Annotated in this window: 25 protein-coding genes; 14 read left to right on the forward strand and 11 right to left on the reverse strand. The window is 71.3% G+C overall.

Annotated features, from left to right (window positions below):
- The 4 genes from AR3_RS05450 to AR3_RS30295 all read right to left on the reverse strand — a co-directional run.
- Positions 1–2498: tetratricopeptide repeat protein (locus AR3_RS05450; protein ID WP_067909378.1), on the reverse strand; the 2498-nt coding region annotated here is incomplete at its 3' end.
- A 5-nt stretch (positions 2499–2503) separates the two neighbouring features.
- Positions 2504–2875 (reverse strand): hypothetical protein, encoded by a 372-nt coding sequence (locus tag AR3_RS05455; protein ID WP_106258937.1) that lies wholly within the window; start codon positions 2873–2875, stop codon positions 2504–2506.
- A 1355-nt stretch (positions 2876–4230) separates the two neighbouring features.
- A complete protein-coding gene (locus AR3_RS05460) occupies positions 4231–4728 on the reverse strand; it encodes a nucleotide triphosphate diphosphatase NUDT15 (RefSeq protein WP_067909384.1) in 498 nt (165 codons plus the stop codon).
- Positions 4725–4892, reverse strand: coding sequence for a hypothetical protein (locus AR3_RS30295; RefSeq protein WP_157406620.1), 168 nt, complete (start codon positions 4890–4892; stop codon positions 4725–4727). Before AR3_RS30295 ends, AR3_RS05460 begins: the two co-directional genes overlap by 4 nt.
- A gap of 430 nt (positions 4893–5322) precedes the next feature.
- Between AR3_RS30295 and AR3_RS05465 the strand changes: the two genes are divergently transcribed.
- From AR3_RS05465 to AR3_RS05475, 3 genes are all read left to right on the forward strand, one after another.
- Positions 5323–5979, forward strand: coding sequence for a maleylpyruvate isomerase N-terminal domain-containing protein (locus AR3_RS05465; RefSeq protein WP_067909387.1), 657 nt, complete (start codon positions 5323–5325; stop codon positions 5977–5979).
- A 291-nt stretch (positions 5980–6270) separates the two neighbouring features.
- Positions 6271–6576 (forward strand): hypothetical protein, encoded by a 306-nt coding sequence (locus tag AR3_RS30300; protein WP_146150326.1) that lies wholly within the window; start codon positions 6271–6273, stop codon positions 6574–6576.
- Positions 6577–7331: 755 nt separating this feature from the next.
- Positions 7332–7805: a carboxymuconolactone decarboxylase family protein gene (locus AR3_RS05475; protein WP_067909585.1), complete on the forward strand. Its 474-nt coding sequence runs from the start codon at positions 7332–7334 to the stop codon at positions 7803–7805.
- A gap of 444 nt (positions 7806–8249) precedes the next feature.
- On the opposite strand, the gene AR3_RS05480 is transcribed toward AR3_RS05475, so the two are convergent.
- Entirely contained in the window at positions 8250–9086 is an 837-nt protein-coding gene (locus AR3_RS05480) for an alpha/beta fold hydrolase (RefSeq protein ID WP_067909393.1), read from the reverse strand.
- 81 nt (positions 9087–9167) lie between these two features.
- On the opposite strand from AR3_RS05480, the gene AR3_RS05485 reads away from it, so the two are divergent.
- From AR3_RS05485 to AR3_RS05505, 5 genes are all read left to right on the forward strand, one after another.
- Positions 9168–9647: a nucleoside deaminase gene (locus AR3_RS05485; RefSeq protein ID WP_067909396.1), complete on the forward strand. Its 480-nt coding sequence runs from the start codon at positions 9168–9170 to the stop codon at positions 9645–9647.
- A gap of 77 nt (positions 9648–9724) precedes the next feature.
- The gene (locus AR3_RS05490; protein WP_067909399.1) at positions 9725–10243 is read left to right on the forward strand and encodes a protein-tyrosine phosphatase family protein; all 519 of its coding nucleotides are present in this window, start codon (positions 9725–9727) and stop codon (positions 10241–10243) included.
- Between the two features lie 216 nt (positions 10244–10459).
- On the forward strand, positions 10460–10852 hold the full coding sequence (locus AR3_RS05495; RefSeq protein ID WP_227023255.1) for an ATP-binding protein: 393 nt from the start codon (positions 10460–10462) through the stop codon (positions 10850–10852).
- Between the two features lie 87 nt (positions 10853–10939).
- On the forward strand, positions 10940–11545 hold the full coding sequence (locus tag AR3_RS05500) for an RNA polymerase sigma factor (protein ID WP_227023254.1): 606 nt from the start codon (positions 10940–10942) through the stop codon (positions 11543–11545).
- A complete protein-coding gene (locus AR3_RS05505; RefSeq protein WP_067909405.1) occupies positions 11542–12699 on the forward strand; it encodes a CU044_5270 family protein in 1158 nt (385 codons plus the stop codon). The genes AR3_RS05500 and AR3_RS05505 overlap by 4 nt, the downstream gene beginning before the upstream one ends.
- 57 nt (positions 12700–12756) lie before the next feature.
- On the opposite strand, the gene AR3_RS05510 is transcribed toward AR3_RS05505, so the two are convergent.
- Positions 12757–13152 carry a nuclear transport factor 2 family protein gene (locus AR3_RS05510; protein WP_067909408.1) on the reverse strand — a complete coding sequence of 132 codons (396 nt, stop codon included), beginning with the start codon at positions 13150–13152 and terminating at the stop codon, positions 12757–12759.
- Positions 13153–13240: 88 nt separating this feature from the next.
- Here AR3_RS05510 and AR3_RS05515 point away from each other — a divergent pair, with 88 nt between their 5' ends.
- Entirely contained in the window at positions 13241–13819 is a 579-nt protein-coding gene (locus AR3_RS05515; protein WP_067909411.1) for a TetR/AcrR family transcriptional regulator, read from the forward strand.
- 976 nt (positions 13820–14795) lie between these two features.
- On the opposite strand, the gene AR3_RS05520 is transcribed toward AR3_RS05515, so the two are convergent.
- Positions 14796–15089 (reverse strand): hypothetical protein, encoded by a 294-nt coding sequence (locus AR3_RS05520; protein WP_067909591.1) that lies wholly within the window; start codon positions 15087–15089, stop codon positions 14796–14798.
- A 550-nt stretch (positions 15090–15639) separates the two neighbouring features.
- Between AR3_RS05520 and AR3_RS05525 the strand changes: the two genes are divergently transcribed.
- The 3 genes from AR3_RS05525 to AR3_RS05535 all read left to right on the forward strand — a co-directional run bounded on the left by AR3_RS05525 (position 15640) and on the right by AR3_RS05535 (position 18321).
- Positions 15640–16098, forward strand: coding sequence for a hypothetical protein (locus AR3_RS05525; RefSeq protein ID WP_157406622.1), 459 nt, complete (start codon positions 15640–15642; stop codon positions 16096–16098).
- 154 nt (positions 16099–16252) lie between these two features.
- Positions 16253–16972, forward strand: coding sequence for a response regulator transcription factor (locus AR3_RS05530; RefSeq protein ID WP_067909417.1), 720 nt, complete (start codon positions 16253–16255; stop codon positions 16970–16972).
- A complete protein-coding gene (locus AR3_RS05535; RefSeq protein WP_067909419.1) occupies positions 16969–18321 on the forward strand; it encodes a sensor histidine kinase in 1353 nt (450 codons plus the stop codon). The genes AR3_RS05530 and AR3_RS05535 overlap by 4 nt, the downstream gene beginning before the upstream one ends.
- On the opposite strand, the gene AR3_RS05540 is transcribed toward AR3_RS05535, so the two are convergent.
- The 3 genes from AR3_RS05540 to AR3_RS05550 all read right to left on the reverse strand — a co-directional run bounded on the left by AR3_RS05540 (position 18316) and on the right by AR3_RS05550 (position 20116).
- Positions 18316–18714, reverse strand: a complete 399-nt coding sequence (locus tag AR3_RS05540) for a gamma-glutamylcyclotransferase family protein (protein ID WP_067909422.1) — start codon at positions 18712–18714, stop codon at positions 18316–18318. The genes AR3_RS05535 and AR3_RS05540 overlap by 6 nt on opposite strands.
- Positions 18715–18917: 203 nt before the next feature.
- Entirely contained in the window at positions 18918–19673 is a 756-nt protein-coding gene (locus AR3_RS05545; protein WP_067909425.1) for a DUF3618 domain-containing protein, read from the reverse strand.
- The gene (locus AR3_RS05550; protein WP_083950976.1) at positions 19670–20116 is read right to left on the reverse strand and encodes a phage holin family protein; all 447 of its coding nucleotides are present in this window, start codon (positions 20114–20116) and stop codon (positions 19670–19672) included. Before AR3_RS05550 ends, AR3_RS05545 begins: the two co-directional genes overlap by 4 nt.
- A gap of 169 nt (positions 20117–20285) precedes the next feature.
- On the opposite strand from AR3_RS05550, the gene AR3_RS05555 reads away from it, so the two are divergent.
- Positions 20286–22370 carry an RNA degradosome polyphosphate kinase gene (locus tag AR3_RS05555; protein WP_067909427.1) on the forward strand — a complete coding sequence of 695 codons (2085 nt, stop codon included), beginning with the start codon at positions 20286–20288 and terminating at the stop codon, positions 22368–22370.
- Entirely contained in the window at positions 22363–23304 is a 942-nt protein-coding gene (locus tag AR3_RS05560) for an NUDIX hydrolase (RefSeq protein WP_067909430.1), read from the forward strand. The genes AR3_RS05555 and AR3_RS05560 overlap by 8 nt, the downstream gene beginning before the upstream one ends.
- 65 nt (positions 23305–23369) lie before the next feature.
- Here AR3_RS05560 and AR3_RS05565 read toward each other — a convergent pair whose 3' ends face one another.
- Complete coding sequence (locus AR3_RS05565; protein ID WP_067909433.1) at positions 23370–24866, reverse strand: CYTH and CHAD domain-containing protein; 1497 nt, start codon at positions 24864–24866, stop codon at positions 23370–23372.
- Positions 24867–25369: the final 503 nt, after the last annotated feature.

Raw genomic sequence — 25369 nt, forward strand, 5'->3', positions numbered from 1 at the left:
ACCGATGTCTGAGTGTGCGGGATGCGGATGGTGCGGGCGGCCTTTTCGGCAGTGGCGGCGACCTGCCGGGCCTGCTCCGTGTCGCCGAGTTCGGCCAGTACCCGGGCCAAGCCGATCAACACTGATGCTTGCTCGTGCGGGCTGGGGATGGCGCCGGCGGTTTCCTGGGCGGTGGTGGTGATCTGTCGGGACTGCTCCAGGTCTCCAAGTCGGGCCAGTACCCGGGCCACATTGTTCAAGGCCGATACTCGGTCGGATGTTCCGGGGATGGTGCGGGCGGCTTTTTCGGCAGTGGCGGCGACCTGCCGGGCTTGTTCCATCTCGCCGAGTTCGGCCAGCACCTGGGCCAAGCCGATCAACACTGATGCTTGCTCGTGCGGGCTGGGGATGGCGCGGGCGGATCTTTCGGCGGTGATGGCAGCCCGACGAGCCCACTCCGCCTCCCCGTCCTCGGCCAGCACCAGGGCCAAGCCGCTCAACACCGATGCCTGCCCGGACGAGTGAGGAATTGAGAGGGCGACTCTCTCAACGGTGGTGGCGACCTGACGGTTCCACTTCCCTTCCTCAACCTGGATCAGCATCCGGGCCAAGCCGTTCAACACCGATATCTGCTCGTGCGGGTTGGTGATGGCGCGAGCGATGTTCTCGGCCCGCTCCGCCTCCCCGGCTTCCGCCAGCACGCGGATCAAATCGCTCAACGCCTGCGCCTGCGTTTGCGGGTTGGTGAGGGCGCGGGCGACGTTTTCGGCGCGCTCCACCTCCCCGACCTGGGCCAGCACCCGAACCAAGCTGTTCAACGCGGATGCCTGTGCTTGCGGGTTGGTGATGGCGCGGGCGGTTTTCTCGGCGGTGGCGGCGACCTGACGAGCCCGATGCACCTCCCCGACCTGGGCCAGCACCCGAACCAAGTTGCTCAATGCGGATGCCTGTGCTTGCGGGTTGGTGATGGCGCGGGCGGTTCTTTCGGCGGTGGCGGCGACCTGACGAGCCCACTCCACCTCCCCGCCTTCGGCCAGCATTCGGGTCAAGCTGCCCAAGACGATGGTCTGCTCGTGCGGGTTGGCGATGGAGCGGGCCAGTGCTTCGGCGCGGTTGGGGTTGCCAAGAAGCACCCATGCCGCAGGCAGGTCGGCTGGGATGTGGCTGTTTCGTCGGACGAGGTGGTGGCGGGTCCACGCCAGGTGGAGGCTGGCGGTCAGGTCCGGGTCGTCCTGGTCGCGGATGTACTCCTGGACGGTGGTCAGGTCGGCCAGCGCGGCGGCGTCGCCCCCGCTGACGTCCAGCATCCGGTCCAGTCGAGCCCAGTCGGTGACCAGCGCCCGCATCCGCTCCAGGTCACCGGCGTCACGCAGCATGGACAGGTACCCGCGCAGCAGGTACTCGGGTGTCCCGGGCGGCCAGCCCTGCCGTCGGTAGCGCTCGGCCCAATCGTGCAGCGCCTCCCGCCACCGGGCGATCTCCTCAGTGGACAGGGAGCATCTCGCCGCCTGCACCAGTTCCTCGTGGGCCAACACGAACACCCGACGCGAGCCGGACCCGCCCCACTGGGCGCCACGGGGAGCGAAGGACCTGCCGGTCACCGCCTTCAGGATGCGTTCGATCTCGCCGACCGGCTGCCCGGTCAGCTCCGCCAGATCCTCACCGGACAGACCACCGTCCGCAGTGACCAGCAATCCCAGCAGCTCCCGGCCGAGGCCACCGCCATCGAGCAATCCGTCCAGCTCGCGCTCGGCATGGTCGCGGATCGCGGTCGCCGCGGGCGACGGCTCCAAGGGCCGGACGATCTCCGAAGCTCGCAACGGATGCCAATCGGGCACATCCGAGGGGACCGGTGGATTCGGTCGGCCCGCCACGATCACCCGCACCCCCGCCGGAGGATCGCCGGGCAGCAGTGCCGCGATGCTGTGCCCACTGCTGCCGCGCGTCACCCCCCGGTCTTCATCCAGCCCGTCGACCACCAGCGCCAACCGCTCGCCCCGACTGGCGCAAGCTTGGGCGGCCTCGTCGACCAACCACAAGAACCACCCCTGCAGGTGCGTCTCGGGCAGCGGCATCGGCAACGCCTGCTCCGCGATTTCCGCCAGTTGCGGAACCATCGCATTCAAGAAGGCAGTCCGGTCGTTGTACCCGCCCCACCGCGCGGTGATGAAGAACGACACCACCCGCACCCCAGGCGGAGGGTTCTGCACGAAGGTGGCCATCAGCGCCGACTTGCCCGCCCACGCCGGCCCCTGCCACCAGACATACGACGGCCCATGCTCCCGAGTGCAGAACTCCGCCAGCTCCGCGAGCTCGGCCTCACGCCCTTCCAACTCACCAGGGAAGATCTGCCTGACCTGGCTCAGATACGTCGACCGCGGTACGCGGGCAGGAACGTCAGGGATAAGGCCGACGAACAGATCCCGTCCGGCTGTGAAAGTGTCCCGGCCTGCACGCACCTCCTGAGTGAAGGAAAGCCAGTCATTGAACGGCCCTTGCGAGGAGGAGAACGGCATCATCGGTGTCAGTCGGCCGGGCGCGGGTACACCGTCATGTCACGGCCGGATACATAAGCATCCCGGCCCGCCTTGACGTTCTGAGTGACCCCGGCTGCGGCATGATGGCGGGCCCACTCGGACAGCTGACGGGCGAACTCCTCGTTCTTGCGGGCGTAGTAGGCCAGCGCCGACGCGAGCTCGCTCACCTGCGACTCGTCATCGGGATTGGCGATCGCGCCCTCCAAGGCGTCCGTCGAACGCTCGTCACCAGCAAAGATCGACCGGATGCGATCGCGAATGCGCTGCACGAACGACCGCGCCGCATCCTCTGCCAAACCCGACACCGCACCGGTGGCGGCGATCGACGCCGCCGCCTGCGACACCGTCGCTATATCCAAGTGCCATCACCCTTCCACCTGAGCTTCTCACACTAAAGTAGATCCCACAGCCGGCCATGTCAGGGAGAACCAGCCGCTTCTTGAACGCTCACACCGATCACTCGATGTCCGCTCCTGCACGATCAAGGGTGAACACCGTGGAGATCAGTCGGCAAGCCCAGAAGTGAGATCAGCCGGTCGTGGTTGACCCGGTCACGAGACGCTCAAGCACGTGATCAGCGTCCCTCGATACCGGACTCCTATCGTCGGCGTGGAGCAGGGCCAGATGCTCTGGGATGAAGACGAACCCGCCGAGGATGCACAGCGCGTGATGCAGTGTGGTGACGGACATGCGTCAACGTACGATGATCTTGTGTGGATCGCTCCACAATGTCGGCCGCTGCGATCGCTGTGCGTGGCTTGGTGGGGACAATCGCCTGACGTGGCGCTTCCGGTACTCGTGCCGTGATCGGCCCTGCGCTCCACCTTCGGCTTGTCCTCGGATTGCTCGAGCGCCCCAGCACTGCGACCGGGAATGAGGCAAATCGAGGAAGTTCAGCACCAGAGATTTGCGATCGCTGCAGCGATTCTGCCGCGGGCACCAGAGTCCCCGGCCCGCAGCGCGTTGACGCTCGACGGGCTCATCCCGCGAAGAGGGATGGTGGTGCGGCATGAGCCGGGCCCAAAGGCCGAACTAGATCACTGCGGCGGAGCCGTGCGGATCGCACTCACCCGAAACCGGCCGAGGGCACCCGAGAGGACGGCGTCTTTCGACGTCGGTCCCGGATCAACTCGTGGGGCATGCGCAGGTCATCGCCGTCGTAGCGGAGTCGAGACGAGGTCGCGCAGGCCGCCGCCGGCGTTGACCGCCACGGTGTGGCGCAGTCTCCAGAACAGCGCGATGTCCGAGCCGGAGTCGCCGTACCCCACACGTGCGTCGCGGTCTAGGGCGAGTGCCGTGCGTTGCGCCCGGCAATGACGACCATGTCTTCGGGAAACGCGCAGCGTAATGGCGGCGCGGGGAACCGGGAGACCGCGACTCGTCGACGCCCAGGTCGCGCAGCCCGTCGACGAAGACGTCGGGGAACAGGGTGATGACGAGGGAGTGCTCTCCGCGCCGTCGGATACTGGCCAGGACCTCGCGCAGTCGCCGATCTAGGGGGAGCAGGCGAACACCTCCGCCACAATTCCAGAAGTCAGATTCCGCCAGTGCCGATTGATCAGCGTGGCGAATCCGTGGGTGTCCACCCCGCCGCGGTGAAGGACGCCTCCAGTTCGACCAGGTCGTCCAGGCAGCCGAGCCTACGGGAGATTCCCAGACGCGCCGTCGTCCCCAGGCAGGAGCGTGCCGTCCAGACCGAAGATGCGCGGGTGGCTCATCGGGTGTTCTGCGGGACCGTCGCGGGATCCGGCAGAGCGCCTATGGGGTAGCAGTTCCAGCCTTGGGGAGTCGGGGTGTTGGTCCACGCGTGCAGCAGGGCGGCGGTGGCCGGGAAGAGCGGTTCCGGCGGCGACTGGGGGCTGGCCCACGTCCAGCGGTCGAACACCTCGGGTTCGAGCAGTGTGGGTTGGTCCTGCGGATTGGTGGTCTCGGCCACGACGCCTGCGGTGACGTGGGTGATCTCAACGTCGGTGCGGAGTGCGACGGTGAAGGCGCGTGCGTCGGTGACTGCGCGGATGCCGGTCTCTTCGGCGATCTCGCGGAGTGCGGCCTGCTCGAAGGTCTCGCCCGGCTCGACGTGTCCTCCGGGCAGGCACCAGGAGGCGGCTTCGCCCTGTTTGATCCGGTGGCCGATCAGCACCTTCCCGTCGGGCCGCAGCAGCAGGGCACCGACGCCCACCACCTGCCTGGGATGTTCCCGCGGCGCGGTCATGACCCGACGCCCTCGACGCCGCTGGAGCCGTGCAGCGCGAACCGGAAGGCGGCGAGCCCGGTGTACGCCGCCCTGACATCTGCCCCATAGATCGCGGTGGTGTGCGCGCCGACGGCCGGTTCGTTCGAGCCGTGCTTGATCTGCGACACGTTGTCCTTGCTCATACTGGCTAGCTCGTTCACCGTGAACTGCGTCGCTTCTGCCTCTGCCGGTGACGTTCGCCGTCCGGCCATCTGGCCTTGCGGCGCCGGACGGTCTGCAACGCTCTATCGCAGCCTAGAACGATGTCGCCGCGCTCATATCAACCCTCTCGACGAAGCCATGCTTGACCGACGCCCGGTGGGGGCCGTCGGCGGCAGAAGCCGCGGCTTTGCTTCATTGAACTTCGCCCAGCTCGCTACGACTTCGTGCTGGGAGGAGCGTCGTATCGCGACCTGCCTGGTGGAGGTCTGTGCGCTGCGACATCGGCGTGTGTGTTCGCGCAGGTCAGGTCTGCGTGCTGCCGCTGCTCGTTGAGGACACGAGAAGGCTTCCGGGTTCGGTGCCCGCACAATGTGTTTGTTCGTGCTTCCGAGGCGGCATTACCGTGCCGGAGTGCATCTCTTCTCACGTTCGTGGACGGCGTTGCGCACGGCGGTGGCCGAACTCCCGGACGAAAGCTTCGAACGGCCGTCCGGCTGCACCGGCTGGCTCGTCCGGGACCTGGTGTGCCACCTGATCATCGACGCGCAGGACGTCTTGATCACTCTCGCCACGCCCGCCGACGGGGAGCCGACCGTCAACGCCGTGACCTACTGGAACGTCCTCGACCAACCCCCGACCGGCGAGGACCCGCTGGACGCGCTGACCGTCCGGCTGGCCGCCGCGTACGAGGAGCCTCGCCTGCTCAAGTTCCACCTGGACGACGTCGGCTCCGCCGCAGGCCGCGCCGCCGAGCTCGCCGACCTCGACTTGCGCGTCGGCACGCGCGACGAGGTGCTCACCGTGGGGGACTACCTCGCGGCCTACGTCATGGAGTGGACGCTGCACCACCTCGACCTGATCGCCCACCTGCCCGGTGTCACGGGACCGCCCGCTGAGGGCCTGGCTCGATCCCGCGCGATGCTGGAAGAAATCGCGGGCGTCCCGTTCCCTGCGTCGTTCACGGACGAGGACGCGCTGCTCGTGGGCACGGGACGTCGGGCTCCGAGCGAGACGGAGAAGGCAGCGTTGGGAGAGCTCGCGACGAGAGTCCCCTTCGTCCTCGGCTGATCTGCTCGCTGGGAACGCTTGGCGAGATGAGGCACGCCGTTGGCTTGCCCCGTAAGCGCCGCACCCCACCCGATCCCGTCCGCACCCGCCCAGCCGCACGCCGCCGCACCGCAGGCGCCGGGCTCAAAACGTCGGCGCACCCGGACCGAACCGCGAAGCTTGATGGTGAGCGCGCGTCACCGGCCTTCCTCTGCAACACGAGCGACGCACGACGCCGGATCCGCCCTACCCGAGAAGCGAGACATCCAAGTGGTCGCATGTGCGTGCCGCGTAAGACAGCGAGTGGGCTGCATGACGCCGACTACGCCCCCGCACGCACGGTCGACCAACCCGCACTCCATCGAGACCGGCGGCCACCACCGGCACTGCTCTCTAGGCCGGTCCCCGGCCGAGAGAGCACAGCCCGACGTGGTGGTCCACGTCCTGGCGGACGACGAGCTGGGCCCGGCCCTGGTCGAACGCATGGCCGAGGCCGGCATCCTGGTCGGCCCGACGCTGGCCACCGTCGAGAGCACCCTCGGTGAACGGGGTACCGCAGCGCTGGCGGAGGACACGCGGCTCGCCGAGGCGCTCGGGGACGAGGGGTGCGCCGACTGACCTTGACCGCCATGGGATGGCGCCCTACTCGCGGGCGGCGGACAACGTTCGACGGCTGGCCGATACGGGAGCCACCCTGCTGCGGGCACCGACGCTCCGACCCCGGACACCGTGTTCGGAGCAAGCCTGCACCGAGAGCTGGAACTCCTCGTTGGGACAGTCGCTGACCTCCGCAGTGCGGGTGCGGTCACGGTAAGCCGCGCCTCCCCGCTGGTCGGCGAAACCATCACATGGGCGAACGTGGAAAGCTTGCATGCCCCGAGCACGGCTGCGTGGCCACTCAAGCATGGGCGCGTGCGATCTGACAGCTCCTTCGCTGCCGTTGTTCGCTCCCTTCGCCTGGCGAGGCAGGACGTACTGCGCCTTGCACAGGCGACATGCGGCGCCACCATGAACACGGGTTGTCGCTATGGGAACGCACAACGCAACTCGCAGATGCCGTGCTCACACCATCGCGGATGACGACCAAGCGCGTCGCCGTCCCGGCTCAGCACCGGCCACGGCCCAAACGGCGCCGCCCCTACAGCGCCGAGGCGACACCGGAGTGTTCCGCCTCGGCAACAGACATCCAGGTAAACCTGCTGGACATCGAGCTCTGCAGGCCGAGTTTGGAGGGGGCCGTCACGTCGGTGGCTTCGGCAGGGGTTCTCCCTGTGCTTGCGGGAGTGAGGTGGGTGTCACATCGATTGCTGGTCACATCCGGGCAGGTCGGTCTCGTCAACGGGGTGGAGCTGACAAGCGACAAGGAGGTCCTCATGGAAGCTCGACTCAACATCCTCGGCAACGACCTCGCGATGAAGGTCGTCGGTCACCTCGTTGCGGTCGACAAGGTGCTGGCGGGCTCGACGCTGCCGAGGGAGACCCAGGAGCTGGTGAAGATCCGGGCCAGCCAGATCAACGGCTGCGCTGCCTGCGTCGACATGCACACCAAGGACGCCGCGCACGCGGGGGAGAGCCAGGTGCGGCTCAACCTGGTCGCGACCTGGCGGGAGGCGACGGTGTTCACCGAGGCCGAGCGGGCCGCGCTGGAGCTCGTCGAGCAGGGCACTCGCATCGCCGACGCCGCCGGCGGTGTCAGCGACGAAGCCTGGGCGAACGCGGCCGAGCACTACGACGAGGACCAGCTCGCCGCGCTGGTGGCCGTCATCGCCCTCATCAACGCCTTCAACCGGATCAACGTCATCACCCAGCAGCCTGCGGGCGACTACCAGCCTGGACAGTGGGGCTGAGAACCGCCGGTCTCGCAGGGCGAGTACTTGCGTGACCCATCCGCCTGACGTGACGCGTACACGGCGGATGGGCCACGGGGCCGAACGCGTGCCCGTGGGGGGCATGGGCACGCGTTGAAGGCCGTCTGACCTCGACTGGGGGATGCGCGCCTGATCGACGGCGTCGGGGCCGTGCTGTTCGGCGGTGGCGAGCCGGGGGTGGAGGCGATGGCGGCAGCCGAGCGCCTCCACTCTAACCAGGCCTGCCAGAGCGTTCTGGTCGGCCGCAGTGCTGGGAAGCCAGGGGCGTTCGGAAGTGGAGTGGTGTCAACAGGCAGCGACGGACGTGACGGCACTCAAGTCGGTGTCCGTGCCTGTGCGCTGGTCGGCGACGGTTCTCAGACGAGACCGTCGCCGACCGTTTCGCGGCTTGGCGGCGGACGCGCACGTCATCCGCCAGGTCGTCTACGCGATGGACGCGAGGATTTCGGCGAGGCGTTCCGGCTGGGAGAGGAACGGCGAGTGGGAGGCGTCCAAGCGGACCACCTTCGTGGGGTTGTCGGGGAAGGCGGCGTCGGCTTCGGTGATGAAGCGCTCCTGGAGCCGGGGGCGGATCGCGTTGTCCCGCATGCACATGACGTAGGTGCGCGGGACGGACCCCCACCCCTCTGGTGTGAGGTCGGTGGAGCCCTTGACGATGCCGATGGGCCCGTCAGGGCTGAGCAGGGCCATGGCGGCGTCGGCGACGTCGGGGGCGATGTCGTTGTAGAACGCTTCGCGCAGCTTGGCGCGGTAGGCGGGGTCGGGTGAGGCGACGTCCAGGCGCAGGGCGCCGACGACGTCGGGGTCAGTGCGGACGGCGGCGGAGACGAGTTCGCCCGCGTTCTCGGGTTCGGTGATGTACGCGCCGGCGGGCGTGCCCGACGACGGCATGAACGCCGTCACGTACACCAGGTGCGCGACCAGGTCGGGAGCCTGTTCGGCGACACGGGTCGCGACGTTGCCGCCCATGCTGTGGGCGACTAGGACGCACGGACGTCCGAGCCTCTTGAGCTGCGCGGTGAGCAGGTCGGCGGCGTCGTCCAGGGACACCCCGGCGACCGGCGAGGGAGCGGCCGCGAACGCTGCCTCGTCGAAAGGACGCGCCGACGCGGCCGTGGGACGGCGGGCGTTCAACCCGTGGCCCGCCATGTCCACGGCCGTCGCGACGCGTCCGCGCGCTGCCAGTTCGGCGGTGACGGACGCCCAGCACCAGGAGCCGTGCCAGAAGCCGTGCAGCAGCACGAAGGGAGTCCCGGACAAGGACAATTCCGCTCCTTCCGCTAAATGATCATTAGCTCGGGAACGTACCAGTCGAAGGGGGCGGTCCTTAACATGCGTGGCATGGTGGACGAACGGGAACTGCGGTGCCTGCGGCGCTGCGTCGAGCTGGCGGCGGAGGCGCTGGAGGCGGGGGACGAGCCGTTCGGCTCGGTGCTGGTCGACGGCGACGGCGTCGTGCGGCGCGAGGACCGCAATCGCGTCGCGGGCGGCGACCGGACGCAGCACCCGGAATTCGCGCTGGCCCGGTGGTCGGCGTCGAACATGACCCCGGAGGAGCGCGCGAAGGCCACCGTCTACACGTCCGGAGAGCACTGCCCGATGTGCGCGGCCGCGCACGCGTGGGTGGGGCTGGGGCGCATCGTGTACGTGGCGTCGTCGGCGCAGCTGGCGTCGTGGCTGGACGAGCTGGGAGTGCCGCGGCCTCCGGTGCGGATGCTGCCGGTGCAAGAGGTGGCGCCGGACGTGGTGGTGGAAGGCCCGGTGCCCGGCCTGGACGAACAGGTGCGCGCCCTGCACCGCCGGTTCCACGGGGCGGACTAGGACCACCGGCAAGATCGAACTGAACGGGGCTCGGCGTCCGTAACACTATCGACCGGGAACGCGAGTGGGAGTGCGTGATGCGGACCGAGCGCCGCGATGGAGCGCCCGAAGCCGACGCTCCGTGGAATGAGATCGTTCCGGGCCTGTGGATGGGCGGACACCGGTATCGCGTCGGGGGAGGCGGGCTCGCCCCCGCGGTCGTGGGCGATCAGTTCGACATCGTGATCAGCCTGCACCGGGAGGACGGGTACGGGCCCGCGCCCTGGGTCGAGCACCATCTGTTCGAGCTGCCCGACGGGCCGCTGCGCCCCGAGCAGTTGGAGGCCGTGTGCCTGCTGGCCGACCGGGCGGCGTGGGCGGTGCGTTCGGGGCGGCGCGTGCTGGTGCGGTGCCGCGCCGGTTACAACCGGTCGGGACTGGTCGTCGCGCAGACGCTGGTCACGCTCGGGTTCACCGCGGACGACGCGGTCTTCCTGATCCGGCGGCACCGTTCTCCGTGGGCGCTGAACAACCGGCTGTTCGTCGAGTACCTGACGACCGGGCTGGACGTCGCCCGTCTGCTGACCGGCCTGGAGCCGGACGGCCTGCTCGGCTGAGGGCCCGAAGGCGAACAATCTTCCCGGGCCCGGCCTCGGATCGGCCGTGCGATGACCTCGGCCGCCGCTTCCGTCCCCATTCGCGTGGAACGTTCCGACGAAACGATCATGATATTCGGCGCATACAGGACGGCGCGCGTTTTCGAAATCACTCCCCGGGCAGACACCCAGCAACGAGGGGAATGGAGGGCGTCCGGCATGGAGGTCGTAATAGAAATGACCCTCCCGAGGAACGCGCGCAGCGCGCCGCTCGCCCGGCGCACGCTCGACGCGTCGCTGAGCGGGCTCGGCGTCACCGGGGAGATCCGCGCCGACATCGCGCTCGCGCTGGGCGAGGCCTGCGCCAACGTCATCCGGCATGCCAACGCGGGGGACGAGTACGAGGTCCACGCGCACCTGGACGACCGGGTGTGCGTCGTCGAGGTCATCGACGGTGGGCAGTGCTCCGCCGACCCGTCCACCTGGGACCGCGGCGGCGCCCCGCTCGGCGCCGAGCACGGCCGCGGACTCCAGCTCATCCGCGCCTTCACCGAAGAGCTGCGCATCGGCCCGCGGCCGCACGCGCCCGGCTCCGTCGTTCACTTCGAGAAGTCGCTCATCGCCTCATAGCGCGTTTTCCGCCCGTCCGGTAACGATGGCGCCGTCCGGGCCACTACCTGGTGACGGAACACACCGGGACGGACGGAGGTGCGGGCGGTGCCCCATGAAGCGCCGGGCGAGGCGCCCGACGACGAGCGACGCTTCACCGCCATCTACGACGACTGCCGCCAACGGGTGTGGGCGTACGCGGCCGCGCGCGCCGGACGGCAGATCGCCGACGAGGTGGTGAGCGAGACCTTCGCGGTGGCCTGGCGGCGGCTGCGCGACGTGCCCGATCCGCCGCTGCCGTGGCTGCTGGGCGTGGCCCGCAACGTGCTGCGCGAGAACCACCGCGCCGAGCGGCGCCGCGAGGCGTTCGCGCAGGAGCTGCGGCGCTGGACGGCGGAGTCCGCCGGCGGCATCACCGGTGACATCGCCGGTGACATCGCCGACGACGTGGCCGAACGCCACGCCATGCTGCGCGCCCTGGGCGCGCTGCCCGAGGCCGACCGCGAGGTGCTGATCCTCGTGGCCTGGCAGGGCCTCACGCCGCGCGACGCGGCCCGCGTCCTCGGCTGCTCGTCGGCCGCGCTGCGCGTCCGGCTGCACCGGGCGCGGCGCCGGCTCCGGCGCGCCGCGGACGATCCCCCTTCCGACGAGGCGCCGGCGAGGCGCGCCGCGCAACGTCCCCCCGTGCAGATCATCAGTGAGGAGTTGTCATGAGCCGCGACGTGCTGCGCGCGCTGGCCGCCGCCCGCCCCGCCGAGCTGGACCCGGACGCCCCGGTCGACCCCGCCGTCCGCGAGGCCGAGCTGGCACGCGCGAAGACGGCGTTCTCCCACGTCGAAGGGGCCGTCGCGCGACGCCGCATCCGCCCCATGTGGGGGCTGGGGCTGGTCGCCGCCGCCACCGCCTCTCTAGTCGCCGCGACCGCCCTCACCGGCACCGACGCTCCGACGCCCGCGCAGTCGGGCACGTCCGCCGCTCCTCGCGCGCTCGACGCCCGCACCGTCCTGCTCACGGCCGCCGAGCACGCGGACAAGCAGACCGAGGACGTCCGCGCCTACTGGTACGTGGCGACCATGGCCCGCAACTATTTCCGGGCGACATCGCCGCAGGGCGATTACACGGTCGTGCTCGAGGAGCGCAACGAGAGCTGGACGCCCAGCGCACCCGGCGGCAAGCAGTGGGGCCGGCAGCAGAACCTCGGGGGCCGCCCCGTTACCCAGGCCGACCGGGCCGTCTGGCAGCGCGCGGGATCGCCGTCGACGTTCCGGATGAAGCCGACCGTCGTGTACAAGGCGGGCGGCGCCGTCCGGCCCAAGATGGCGGAACTCGATGCGGCCCCGGGCAAGCCCCGCCTCAGCAGCACGCCCTTGGTGGACGGCGACAAGGTGTTCTGGCTCGGCCGCAACGTCTCGATGAAGGACCTGCGGTCGCTGCCCGCCGACCCGGCGCGGCTGAAGAAGTCGCTGCTGCGCTGGTACGACGGCCACGACACCGAGTCGTCCAGCGTGCCGATGGCCGCCGACGAGTGGCTGTTCCAGGTGACGCGGGGGCTGGTCGTCGAGATGCCGGTCAAGCCCGAGGTGCGCGCGGCGGCCTTCCGCATGCTCGCCGGGCTGAAGTCGGTGCGCTCCGTCGGCGAGGTCAAGGACGCTCAGGGCCGCACCGGCGCCGCCGTGGCCGTGACCTTGAAGACGCCCAACGGCGTCCTGGAGCACCGGCTGATCGTCGACCCGGCGTCCGGCAACGCGCTCGGCGACGAGATCGTCGTGCTCAAGCCGGCGGGCGTGAACGCGCACCTGCCCGCGGGCACCCCGCTCGCGTCCACCACGGTCCTCACGGCCGCCTGGACCGACGCGGCACCCCGCTGAGCCGCGCGGGCGGCGAGGAGCCCGGGGAGCCCCCGTGCCCCTGGCTCCTCGCCGTGCTCAGGACGCGAGCCCGGCGAGCGCGAGGCCGTCCAGATAGTCGCGGCAGTGCGTGATCTCGCCGTCCCGGATCCGCAGCACCAGCAGACCCGGCATGGCGAACCGCGGCCCGCCGGGCCCGCCCACGGCGCCGGTCGCCACCTGCTCGACGATGACCACCTCGGGGTCGGTCGTCCGGTGCGTGACGACGTCGCCGACCCGGTCGAGCACCACCGGGCTGGCCCCCCACTTCTCCCGGTAGGTCAGCCGGATCGCTTCCCGCCCCTCCAGCCGGGGCGGGAAGCCCGGCGCGCGGAACGGGAACTCGTGCACCGCGTCCTCGGCGTACAGGTCGGCGAGCGCGTCGGCCGACTTGCGGCACATCGCCTCGTGGTAGCGCGCGACGATCGCGTCCATGGCCCCTCCGTTCACTCAACGCGCGTTGAGCGTATGTGGACGGGGCGATTTCAGTCAACAAGCGTTGAGTGAACGGTAGGCTCGACGGGTGGGATCCAGCCGCGCCGAACGCCGCCGCCGATCCGAGCAGCGCATCCTGGCGGCGGCCCGCACCCTGTTCGCCGAACGGGGCTTCGAACGCACCACCATCCGGGCCGTGGCGGCGTCGGCGGGCGTCGACCCGGCCCTGGTGATGCAGTACTTCGGCTCAAAGCAGAGGCTGTTCGAACGGGCCGTGCGGGCCTCGGCCGCTCCGGAGGCCGACCAAGGGCCGGACGACGTGGTGGAGAACTTCCTGGAGTCGCTCCGCGTGAAGCTGGGCGGCCTGCCGCCGGTGTCGCAGGCGACGCTGCGTTCGATGCTCACCCACCCCGACGCGGCCGCCGCCGCGCGCTCCGCGCTCACCGACCAGATCGACCGGCTCGCCGCCGCCCTGCCGGGCGACGACGCCGCCCTCCGCGCCGCCCTGGCGACCGCGCTCATGCTCGGCGTCACCCTCGGCCACCAGATGCTCGACCTGCCGCCGCTCGCCGACGCTCCCCCGGACGAGATAGCCCGCCTGCTCCGCCCCGCCGTCCAAGCCCTCCTCACCGACCCGCCCCCACCCCCAGACCGAGCCCCCGCATAACCCGACCAGCGGGCCGAGCCCTCAGCGGTCATTGCCAGCACACCGCTCACTCGTCCCCGCAGGCGACCGCGCTGACGGGGCGCTCATGCGGATTGAGGTCGGCTGATGCGCCCTGCAGGTGCTCGCGCGCATCCATTGCCAGGTGGGGCTGATCGCGCTGTCCGCCGGCCGCCCGGCAGTCAGGCGGTGTGGCACGACTAGGGGGCGGCTGCGCTTTGTACACGGCCCGCGCATTGCTTGCTTGTCTTTGTAGGTGACCGTGCTGACCGGGCGGTTGCTGCGGCGACGCATGGTGAGGTGGCCGTGGGGCCGGCTGATGCCGTCTTGCGCGAACGGAGTCTTCTGGGAGGTCTCCTGCTCGCAGCGGCGTGGCTCCCACGCGGAGGTGCGGGCCGCCGAACGCGCGGCAGCCGGGCAGTCCTGTGATGACTCCGCTGGTCAGCTAGGCCGAGGTCATTGAGAACGCGACGACGGCTTCACGGCTGAAGGGTGCTTGCGCCAGGTTGGCGGCCGTCAGGGTGCGCAGGCCGAGTTTCGAGTCGCCGTCGCTAGTCAGTCCACGCATTGCTTGCTCGTCTTTGAGAGGGGCCCGCTGATCGGGTGGCCGCAGGGGTGACGCATGGTGTGTCGGGGGCAGCGGCCGTCGGGTGAGTGAGAAGTGAACTCTTTGGCTGTCGATCTTCTTCCAGGCAGCCGGCTTCACCGGACGATGGCGCGGTCGACGTTGTGTGGGGTGTGGAGTTCGCGGCGGGCGAGCTGCTGTACTCGCCGTGCGCCGTTGTCGTCGGGGCGGGGGGCTGCCGCCGACAAAGCCTCATGGTCTGCTTGGTCGCGCCTGCGGCGGTCGTGTCCTTCGCCGATTCACGACTGCGGACGTGCTGGGGTGGCGCTCGTGCGGGGACCCCGGGCGAGGAGACGTTGGATCGGGGTGTTGCGGGAGGAGAAAGGCAGAGTCAGGGGCGTGGGACGGAATTGGTCAGGCGCTTCGGACCGGGCGCTGCTGGGCGGCCCTTTGGGCGGCGCGGCGCCGCGCGGCGGCCCTGCGGGCGCGGTTGAAGCTTTCGCGGACGCGGGCCGCGCCGCGCATTGCGACGGCGGCGTCCCTGGTGCGGCCCGCGTACACGGCCAGAACCTCGTGGACGGGCGGAGGCGTCTCGTCCCGGATGGGCACGGACAGCACGGACGCGGCCGGATTGTCCGCGGCCGGGACGAGCGCGAGAGCCGTTTGGCAGTGCGGGCACCGCAATCCCGAATGGGTGTCTCTGCTCATGCACCGCATCATTCCCCGCGGGTCTGACAATTCAACGTCCCTTCGTAAAGACGGACGGATCGATGAGGCGCCGCCGATCTCACGCGGGAACGCGGCGCCGACAGGATTCGGGGACGACGGTTTCGGCGCCCAGCGGAGGTGGTTTCACGCGGGGGGCCAAGAAGCAGTTCGATGCGGCGGTCCGCGTCTTAGATGAGTTCACCGGGCATCAGTTCCGAGTTCGCGGTTGCGTAACGCACGCGCTGTTCATGTACCAACAGCCGGCTCGGTCGTGTCGTCGCGGTTCCTCGATGGAGGGCAGAACAATCTGATCAGCACTTCGCGTCGCCCATGGGCGGTCGGACGGCGGGTGCAAGGTCTCTGCCGTCCGGTGAGCATCCGCTTGTGCCGTCGAGACCCGCCATCCGGGAGGTCGCAATACCCGAGCAAGAGGGCGAGCAGCACGCCGGAGACGCGGCCGGACAGGTGGCTGTCAGACGATTCCCAGGTTTCTCTCAGGTTCGTGCCGGGTCGTCTCCCAGCCGAGGCTGCTTGGCTGTGCCGCATGCGGATGAACACCAAGACCCTGATTGCGGGCGCCGGTGCCGCGGGGCTGCTGGGCCTCGGGCTGTTCGTGACCGTCCCGGCACTGGCGGACCCGTCCCCCGAGACGCCGGCGACGGTGTCTCACGGCAAGCTGCGCGAACGGCACCCGGGGCTGTGGCAGCGGCGCGGCCTGGCGGCGCGCGGGGTGCACGGCGAGGCGACCGTGCGTCGCGGCCGCGACGGCGGGTTCCAGGTCGTGACGTGGCAGCGCGGCGAGGTCACCGGCAAGTCCGGCGCGGTCGTGACGGTGCGCAGCGCCGACGGCGTCTCGTGGCAGTGGACGACCGACGCCAAGACCCGCGTCCGCAAGGACGGCGAGAAGGCGCAGCTCTCGGCGGTGGCCACCGGCGACAAGGTCATCGTGGCCGGTCGGCGCACGGGCGACACCCGCACCGCAGCCGTCCTCCGCATCCCCAAGGACTGACGTCCCCCGCAGGCCCCCGCCCCGCCGCCGCGACAGCCCGGGGCGGGGGTCCGGCTGTCTGCGGAGGCCTGGACGACTTGACGTCCTGCAGTAACGTTCGGGCGACGGCGGCGGGCGCCGCCCCGCATGCGACCCGTGGCGACCAGAGGAGGCCATGAGCGAGGACCGGCGGGTGCTGGTGGTGGAGGACGAGGCCAACATCCGCGACCTGATCGAAACCGCGTTGCGCTTCCACGGCTTCCAGACCGTCGCGGCGCGCACCGGGGCCGAGGCGCTGCGCGCCGCCCGCGCGCCCGACGCGGGACGCCGCCCCGACCTGATCCTGCTGGACGTCCTGCTGCCGGACATCGACGGGTTCGAGGTCTGCCGACGCCTGCGCGCCGCGGGCGACGACACCCCGGTGATCTTCCTGACGGCGCGGGACACCCCGTCCGACACCGTCACCGGGCTCACCCTCGGCGGCGACGACTACGTCACCAAGCCGTTCTCGATCGACGCGCTGGTGGCCCGGATCCGGGCGGTGCTGCGCCGCGCCGCCCCCGCCGCGTCCGCCGCGGCGGCCCGCCCGGACGACGGCAGGGAGATCCTGCGGGTCGCCGACCTGGAACTGGACGAGGCGCATTGGACGGTGCGCCGCGCCGGGGTCGAGATCGACCTGTCGCCCACGGAGTTCCGCCTGCTGGCGTACCTGATGCGCAATGCCGGCCGGGTGCTGACCCGGGCGCAACTGCTGGAGAACGTGTGGGGCTGGGACCGCGGCGGCAACCCGCAGGTCGTCGAGACCTACATCAGCTACCTGCGGCGCAAGCTGGACCCGCTCGGCCCGCCGCTCATCCACACCCGGCGCGGGGTGGGGTACGCGCTGCGCCCATGACGCTCAACGCCCGGCTCATGACCGGCCTGATCGGCGTCACGCTGACCGGGCTGCTGATCATGTGCGGGGTGAGCGGGTTCGTCCTGCACGCCTACCTGATGAACCGGGTCGACGATCAGCTGCGGGCCGCCCGCGACCGCGCGGTGGCCCGGCTCGTCCGCCCGGGGCTCCCCGGGGAGGGCGTCGCGCCGCCGCGGTACGTGGTGCTGGCCGTCACCCCGGCGGGCCGGGTGCGGGTGCTGAGCGGGGGCGACCCCGATCCGCGGGCCGCGGTGACGGCGGTGGGCGGCATGAACCCCGCCGCGATCCGCGCTCGGGCGGTGTCGCTGGAGCCGTTCTCGCTGTCCGGGATGCGCGCGGTGGCCCGTCCGATGCGGGGCGGCAGCGTGGTCGTCGTGGCGACGCCGCTGGACGAGGTCCGCGCGGCCGTGCGCAACCTGGTCGTCGCCGAGCTGGTCACCGCGGCCGTGCTGGTCGCCGCGCTCGCCCTGGCCGGGCGGCGGCTGATCGGCCGGGGCCTGCTGCCGCTCAGCCGGATGGCCGCGACCGCCCAGGCGATCGCGTACGGCGGGGACCTGCGCGCCCGCATGCCCGACGCCGGCCCGTCGACGGAGGCGTCCCGGCTCGCCGCCGCGATCAATGTGATGCTGGACCGGATCGAGCAGGCGTTCTGGGCGCGCGCCCGCTCCGAGGCGCGGGTGCGGGAGTTCGCCGCGGACGCCTCCCATGAGCTGCGCACGCCGCTCACGACCATCCAGGGGTACGCCGAGCTGTACCGGCACGGCGCGCTCGGCCCGGACGAGCTGCCCGAGGCGATGCGGCGGATCGAGGACGAGGCGCGGCGCATGAGCGCCCTGGTCGGCGACCTGCTGGACCTGGCCCGGCTGGACCGCGAGGCGTCCCTGCGTCCCGTCCGCGTCGACCTGGTCGCGCTGGCCCGCGACGCGGTCGCCGACGCCTCCGCCGCCGGGCCCGACCATCCGGTCGCGCTGGAGGCGCCGGACGAGCTGGTCGCGACGGTGGACGAGGCCCGGGTTCGGCAGGTCCTGGCGAACCTGCTGGCCAACGTCCGCGCCCACACCCCGCCGGGGACCGCCGCCACGGTCCGGCTCCGCCGCGACGGCGGCGGCGTCCTCATCGAGGTCGCCGACCAGGGGCCGGGCATGGGCCCCGAGGACGCGGCGCGCGCCTTCGAACGGTTCCACCGCGCCGGGGACGGCTCGTCCGGCACCGGGCTGGGCCTGCCGATCGTCGCCGCCATCGCCGCCGCGCATGGGGGCGGCGCGCAGCTCTTCTCCGAGCCCGGCCAGGGAACTGTCGTGCGTGTGTCTCTGCGCGACCTGTCATGAACCGAACGTGCGGCGCCACATGCGGCAGCGGTCCACATACGAAGGCAGTTCCTCGCGTGCGAACCGTTCGACGTCCCAGTCGTAGGGCTCCGTGGACCCTTTCCACACGTACGTCCAAGCCCGGTGCCCGTCGTCGAGCGTGATGAGCGTGGGATCGTACAGGTCGTCTTCGTAGGCGTCGAGGAGACGGCGTTCGTCCTCACTGAGCCCGGTCATCAGCATGCCCTGGGCCACACCGTCCGGGACGGCCACCATCCCCGGGTACACGACCCCTGGCAGCGCCCTCACACGCCACCCTGTCGCCGTCGCCGGACGCATCTCTGGGACCCGACCTAGAAGGACACGCAGCACCTCAGGAAAACGCAACGTCCCGTAGACGAACAGCCCCTCCATGCCCGCGCAGCGTACGCCGCTCGGTAGGCCCTGCCAGTACGTCCCACAGGATCAAGCAACTCTGGCCAGAGAAAAGGGCTGTGGCGGCGGCTGTGGGGCAGGGCCCCAGCCGCCGCCACAGCCTGGGCGGAGGCAGATGCGGGTGCGGCGTCGCGTCGCGTCCACGTCCGGTACGCGAGACCGCACCTCCTCAGAGGCCGCGCCTAGAGGCCGCGGCGGCTGCGGCCTCCGCTGAACCATGGACTGCCGCGGTCGAACCAGGGACCGCCTTGTCCGAGCCTCCCCCTCGGGGTACCGGTGCCGAGGGCGCGCTGAAGCGTGCCGCCCCGGCGCATCGACGGGCCTCCCATGACCATGCCGCGCCCTCGCATGCGCCTCGAATAAATGCTGCCGCTCGGTGATATGCCGAAGGCGCGTTGGAGAACGGTGCCCCGGCGCATCGGTGTACGGCTAGCGAACATGCCGCCGCGTCCCATGCGCCGCGTGTGCCGGCCCGGTGTGATGCCGAGGGCGCGCTGCAGGGCGTTGCCCCGGCGGATGGGGGCGCGTCGCGACAACGCGCCGCCGAAGACGCCGCTCGGTGCGCGCCGGCGGCCGCGCATGCGCCCGCGTCGCCGCGACGCGCCGGACAACATGCCGGACGGCCCGCCGATCGAGCGCTGCAAAGCCTGGGCGCGCTCGGACAGCGGCAGGCTGCCCGTGCGGATCCGGGTGGCCACGGCGTACACCGCCACCGCCGCGGCGCCCACGCCCGCGATGGCGACCAGCGGGTGGCGGGCGGCGGCGTCCGGGGTCTTCTCCCGGGCCCGCGACTTGATCTGGCCGGCCTTCTGCTGGGCCCGCGCCCGCACGTTGGCGCGCGACGCCAGCGCCTCCACCGTGGCGCCGAGCTCGGCGCGCGTCTCCTCGACCCTGTGCTGCTGTTCCGCGACCAGTGGATCGCGGTCGTATGTGGTCATCGCCTGCCCCTGGTGCGTTGCTGGATCTCATGGACGTCTGCCCGGACGCTGTCGGCCGTGCGCACCGGCGGCGTGGCCATGCCCATGTGCCACTTGCCCTGCAGGGCCATCACCGCGGCCACCGCGAACAGGACGCCGGCCATGATCAACGCGGCGGCCCACCCGGGAAGGACGAGGGCCAGCGCCAGCCCGGCCGCGACGATCAGGGCGCCGCCCCCGTAGAGCGCGCACACCCCGGCGCCGCCGAACATCTTGGCGGCCTTGGCGGCGCGGCCGCCCTTCTGCCGCAGCTCCAACTGGGCCAGGCGGAGCTCCTCGCGCACCAGGCGGGCGCTCTGCTCGCTGAGGTGCCGCACCAGCTCGGCGGTCGACGCCTCGGCCAGGTGGCCGAAGCGCCGGTCGGTCACGTCACCGACCCCCCGCTCGGTCAGTCGTTCGGACATCGCAACGTCGCCTCCCTTGCATGGGAGCACTCGATACCCGCTCACCAGGGGATGTAACGGGGTGACGGTGAGTGATCACAGGGAACGGCGGGGATCACCACAATGTTTGACATCCGTGAGACGTTCCGGGTTTCCACCGGCGTTCACCTTTACCGGGGATCATTGGGATATGACGGCCGACGCAGGACACGCCGCACCGGGCGGTGACGCGCTGCCCGAAGACCGGTTCCTCGACCGCGAGGAGAGCTGGCTCCGGTTCAACCAGCGGGTCCTGGAGCTGGCCGAGGACCCCGGCCTGCCGCTGCTCGAGCGCGTCCGGTTCCTGTCGATCTTCGCCAGCAACCTCGACGAGTTCTTCATGGTGCGGGTCGCCGGGCTGGCCCGCCGCATGGCGACGGGCCTGGCGGTGCAGTCGGCCAGCGGACGGCAGCCCCGCGAGGTCCTCGAGCGGATCTCCACCGTCACGCACGAGCTGATGCGCCGGCACGCGGCCTGCTTCCACGAGGAGATCTGCCCGGCGCTCGCCAAGGAGGGCATCGACGTCCTGCGCTGGGACGAGCTGGCGCAGACCGAGCAGGAACGGCTGCGCCGGCTGTTCCGCGACCGGATCTACCCGGTGCTGACGCCCCTGGTCGTCGATTCGGCGCACCCCTTCCCCTACATCTCCGGGCTGTCGCTGAACCTCGCGGTGATCGTCCGGGACCCGGAGCGGGACGGGACGATGTTCGCCCGGGTCAAGGTGCCGCAGCTGCTGCCGCGGTTCATCGAGGCGTCCCCCAACCGGTTCACCCCGCTGGAGGACGTGATCGCCGCGCACCTCGGGCAGCTGTTCGTCGGCATGGAGATCGTCGAGCACCACGCGTTCCGGGTGACCCGCAACCAGGACCTGGAGATCGACGAGGACATCAGCGAGGGCCTGCTGCAGGCGCTGGAGCGCGAGCTGCTGCGCCGCCGGTTCGGCCCGGTGGTCCGGCTGGAGGTGGAGAGCTCGATCTCCCCCGAGGTGCTGGAGTTCCTCACCACCGAGCTGGGCATCGACGACAACCAGATCTACCGGGTGGACGGCCCGCTGGACCTGGCCGGGATGGCGGCCATCGCCGACCTGGACCGCCCGGAGCTGAAGTACCCGCCGTTCGTGCCGTCCAAGGAGGCGATCGCCGACGACGCCGGCGTGTTCGCCGTCATCCGCGAACGCGACGTCCTCGTCCACCACCCCTACGACTCGTTCACCACCACCGTCCAGCGGCTGATCGAGGACGCCGCCGCCGACCCGCGCGTCCTGGCGATCAAACAGACGCTCTACCGCACCAGCGGCGACTCGCCGATCGTGGACGCCCTCATCGACGCGGCCGAGGCGGGCAAGCAGGTCGTCGTGGTGGTGGAGCTGAAGGCCCGGTTCGACGAGCGGGCCAACATCGCCTGGGCGCGCAAGCTGGAGCAGGCGGGCTGCCATGTCGTGTACGGGTTCGTCGGGCTGAAGACGCACTGCAAGCTCGCGCTGGTGGTGCGCCAGGAATCCGACGGCACGCTGCGCCGCTACTGCCACATCGGCACCGGCAACTACCACCCCAAGACCGCGCGCCTGTACGAGGACTTCGGCCTGCTCACCGCCGACCGCGAGGTCGGGGAGGACGTCAGCGCGCTGTTCAACCACCTCACCGGCTACTCGCGGCAGACCTCGTTCAAACGGCTGCTGGTGGCGCCGCACAGCCTGCGCTCGGGCCTGGTGCTGCGCATCGAACGCGAGGTCGAGCACCACCGCGCGGGACGGCCCGCCCGCATCCGCATGAAGTGCAACGCGATCGTGGACGAGGTGATCATCGACGCGCTGTACCGGGCGTCGCGGGCCGGCGTGCCGGTCGACATCTGGGTGCGCGGGATCTGCGCGCTGCGTCCGGCCGTCCCCGGGCTGTCGGAGACGATCCGGGTGCGCAGCGTGCTGGGCCGCTTCCTGGAGCACTCCCGGGTGTACGCCTTCGACAACGGGGGCGACCCGGAGGTGTGGCTGGGCAGCGCCGACCTGATGCACCGCAACCTGGACCGGCGGGTCGAGGCGCTGGTGCGGGTGACCGACCGGTCGCACCGGGCGGACCTGATCCGTTTGATCGACCTGGCCATGGACGACGACACCGCGACCTGGTGGCTGGACGGCGACGGCACGTGGACGCGCCGGTCCGCCGCGAAGGGCGAAGAACTGCTCGACATCCAGACGCACCTGGTCCGCAGCCGCCGCTGGAGGAGCGTCGATGGGTGAGCCCGCGGACGGCGCCCGGCCGCCCATCCGCGCGGCGGGCGCCGTGCTCTGGCGTCCCGGCGGCCGCCGCGGACCCGGCGGCGGCGATCACGCGCCCGAGGTGGCGCTCATCCACCGCCCCCGCTACGACGACTGGTCGTTCCCCAAGGGCAAGCTGAAGCGGGGCGAGCACCCGCTGCGCGGCGCGATCCGCGAGATCGAAGAGGAGACCGGGGTGGTGGCGCGGCTCGGCCGCCGCCTGCCGACGCGGACGTATCCGAAGAACGGCCGCCTCAAGCACGTCGACTACTGGGCGGCGCGGGCGGTGGCGTCGACGGCGTTCACCCCGAACGACGAGGTCGACGCGCTGGTCTGGCTTCCGGTGGACGAGGCCGAGCGGCGGCTCAGCTACCCGCTGGACGCCGAACTGCTGCGCGAGTTCGCCGCCGGGCCGCTGCAGACCCGTCCGCTGGTGATCCTGCGGCACGCCGCCGCGGGCGACAAGCGCTCCTGGAGCGGTCCCGACGAGCTGCGGCCGCTGGACGGGCCCGGCCGCGCCCAGGCCGTGGCGCTCGCCGACCTGCTGTTCGCCTACGGGCCCGGCCGACTGGTCAGCTCGGCGACGGCGCGGTGCGTGGAGACGCTGCTGCCGTACGCGCGCCGCACCGGCGCGCAGGTCGTCACCGAGCCGGCGTTCACGATCGGCGACACCGACGCCCGCCGGGCGTGCGCCCGCCTGCTCGACCTGGCGGCCGCCCCGGCGGCGGAGCCGCTGGTGGTGTGCACGCACGGCGAGATCGTGTCCGACCTGCTCACGGCTCTGTGCCGCGAGCTGGGCGCGAAGGAGCCGGACGACCCCGCGCTGGACAAGGGGGCGTTCTGGGCGTTGCACGTGTCCGAACCCGACGACGACGCAACCCCGACGCTCGCGGCCCTGGAACGCCACTCCGTCTGACGCGCCACGTCAGAGAAGCCCACCGCTCGGCACGGCGCGGGCCGACCCGCCGGGCGGACGGGCCGTCAGAAGGAGGGCTTGCGGATCCGCTCCCAGGCGCGTTCGAGCCCGGCCAGGGCCCTTTGCGCGTCGCAGCGCTCCGCGCCGTACACCGCGCCGACGGTGAACGCCTCCTCGGGCGTGCGCAGCCGCGCGGCGATCTCCCGCAGGTGCGCCGTGGCGATCACGCCGTCCTGGTACGCGCCGAACGCCTCCTGCACGCTCTTGGCGTCCCGGGCCGTGCGCGTCGCCGCCGCCCCGAGCACCGGGGCGGCCAGCTCCGCCGCGTAACGGGCCCGCTTGGCGGCCTTGCGGGTCTCGTGCCGCGCCTCGTCGGCGTCCTCGGCGGCGGCGATCGCGGCGTGCGCCCGCTCCATCCGCCGCCACGCCCGGACGACGATCCGGGGGAGCTCCTTGTCGGCGCGGCGCGCGGCCCGGTCCGTCAGCGGGGGATCGGCGACGAGGGCCTCCAGCGCGTCCAGCAGGGCGAAGTAGCGGGGCTGCTTCAGCGCGGCGTTGAGCCGCCGGTACGCCGACTTCTCCTTGCGGACGAGCTCGTCCAGCCACTCCCGTCCGGCGTCGCCGGTGCCGAGCCCGTCCAACCGCGCCGTGAACCGCATGCGCAGCACTTCCAGGTCGCGGACCTCGCCGAGGACGTCGGCCAGCCATTTCAACTCGGGCCGCAGCGGATCGGTCCGCTCGCGCGCCAGCAGCGGCCGGCAGCTCTGGAGGGCGCTGCGGATGCGCCGGACCGCGACCCGCATCTTGTGCACCGCGTCCTCCTCGGCCAGCCGCGCCTTCGGGTCGTACTTCAGCAGCGCCGCGACCTGGTCCGCCAGATACGCCTGCACGGCCTCGCCCGCCGACGCGTTCGGCCCGGTCGCGGCCTGCGACGAGGCGGCCCGCTGCGGGGCCCCGTCCAGCAGCCGCCCCAGCTTGGACGAGGAGGCCGACCGCCGCGCCCCGGCCTTGCGCAGCCGCTTTCCCGCGGCCTTGAGCAGGTCCGGTCCCCCGGCGCCCAGCTCCACCTCGATCTCCCGCCAGGACGCGGTGTTCTCTTCCGAGCCGTCCTCTTCCGAGCCGTCGCGCAGCACCCGGCCGGTGACCGCGTCGTCGGCGATCTCGGCGAGCAGCGCGCCGTCCTCGTCCAGCAGCGGCAGCACGGTGCGCTCGGTCTCCAGCGTCGCCACCGGCCGCAGCCGCGCGCCGCGCGTGTACGCGGCCACGAGGTTCGCCAGGCGGGCCGGGACGACGTTCGCCCGGCCGAGCGGCGCGCGGGTCTCGCTCTTGCTGTCCGGGCCGACCGGCATCTTCAGGTGCCAGCCCGCGTCGTCGCCGCCGCGCCGCCGCCGCAGCGTGATGCCGCGCGCGGACAGCCGCAGGTCGTCGGTGTCGAAGTAGGTGGCGTGCAACTGGTGCGACCGCGCCTCGCCCACGGCGGCCACCCCGGGCAGGCCGGACAGCTCCGGAAGCCCGAAGTCGGCGTCGGCGTCGTACTTGTGCTCGACCTCGACGTGTCCCACGGCACGGCCCTCCAGCGGCAGATGAACCTCAGGTTGCCAGCATGACACGTCGAGTTGAACAAATTGAGATCTCCTGTGGCGCCTGTACGGCCTGGTGACATTCATGTGCGGCGAATGGCTCCCTCGTGGACGTCACGGCCTCCGCGGTCCATCAGGTGCGCTCTGTCTGACTGGTTGCGTCTTGCCCGGCTGGTCCTGTTTGCGCTGATGGTGCAGGGAATCTGTGGGGGACGGTGCGCTCACCGAGCGGTCGATGCGCGGGAGCCGGTGCGCCTCCATCCGCGCGTCGGCTGCGGCGCCGCAGGGGGTACGCCGACCTCGAGTGTGGAGCGTGACAAATGGCGACATCCACGGATCTCTGCCTGGCCGCGACGGTCGTGGTATCCGTCCGACCCGGCCCGACGGGCCGCCGATCGGACCATTGTAGGGGGGCGAAGATGCCCGCCGAGCCATTGCCGGGCCGGCCGCAAGGCGAATTCGTGCGGCCCAGTAAGAGAACGCCC

It is taken from the genome of Actinomadura rubrobrunea NBRC 15275, assembly GCF_001552235.1.
GTDB classification, from domain to species: Bacteria; Actinomycetota; Actinomycetes; order Streptosporangiales; family Streptosporangiaceae; genus Spirillospora; species Spirillospora viridilutea.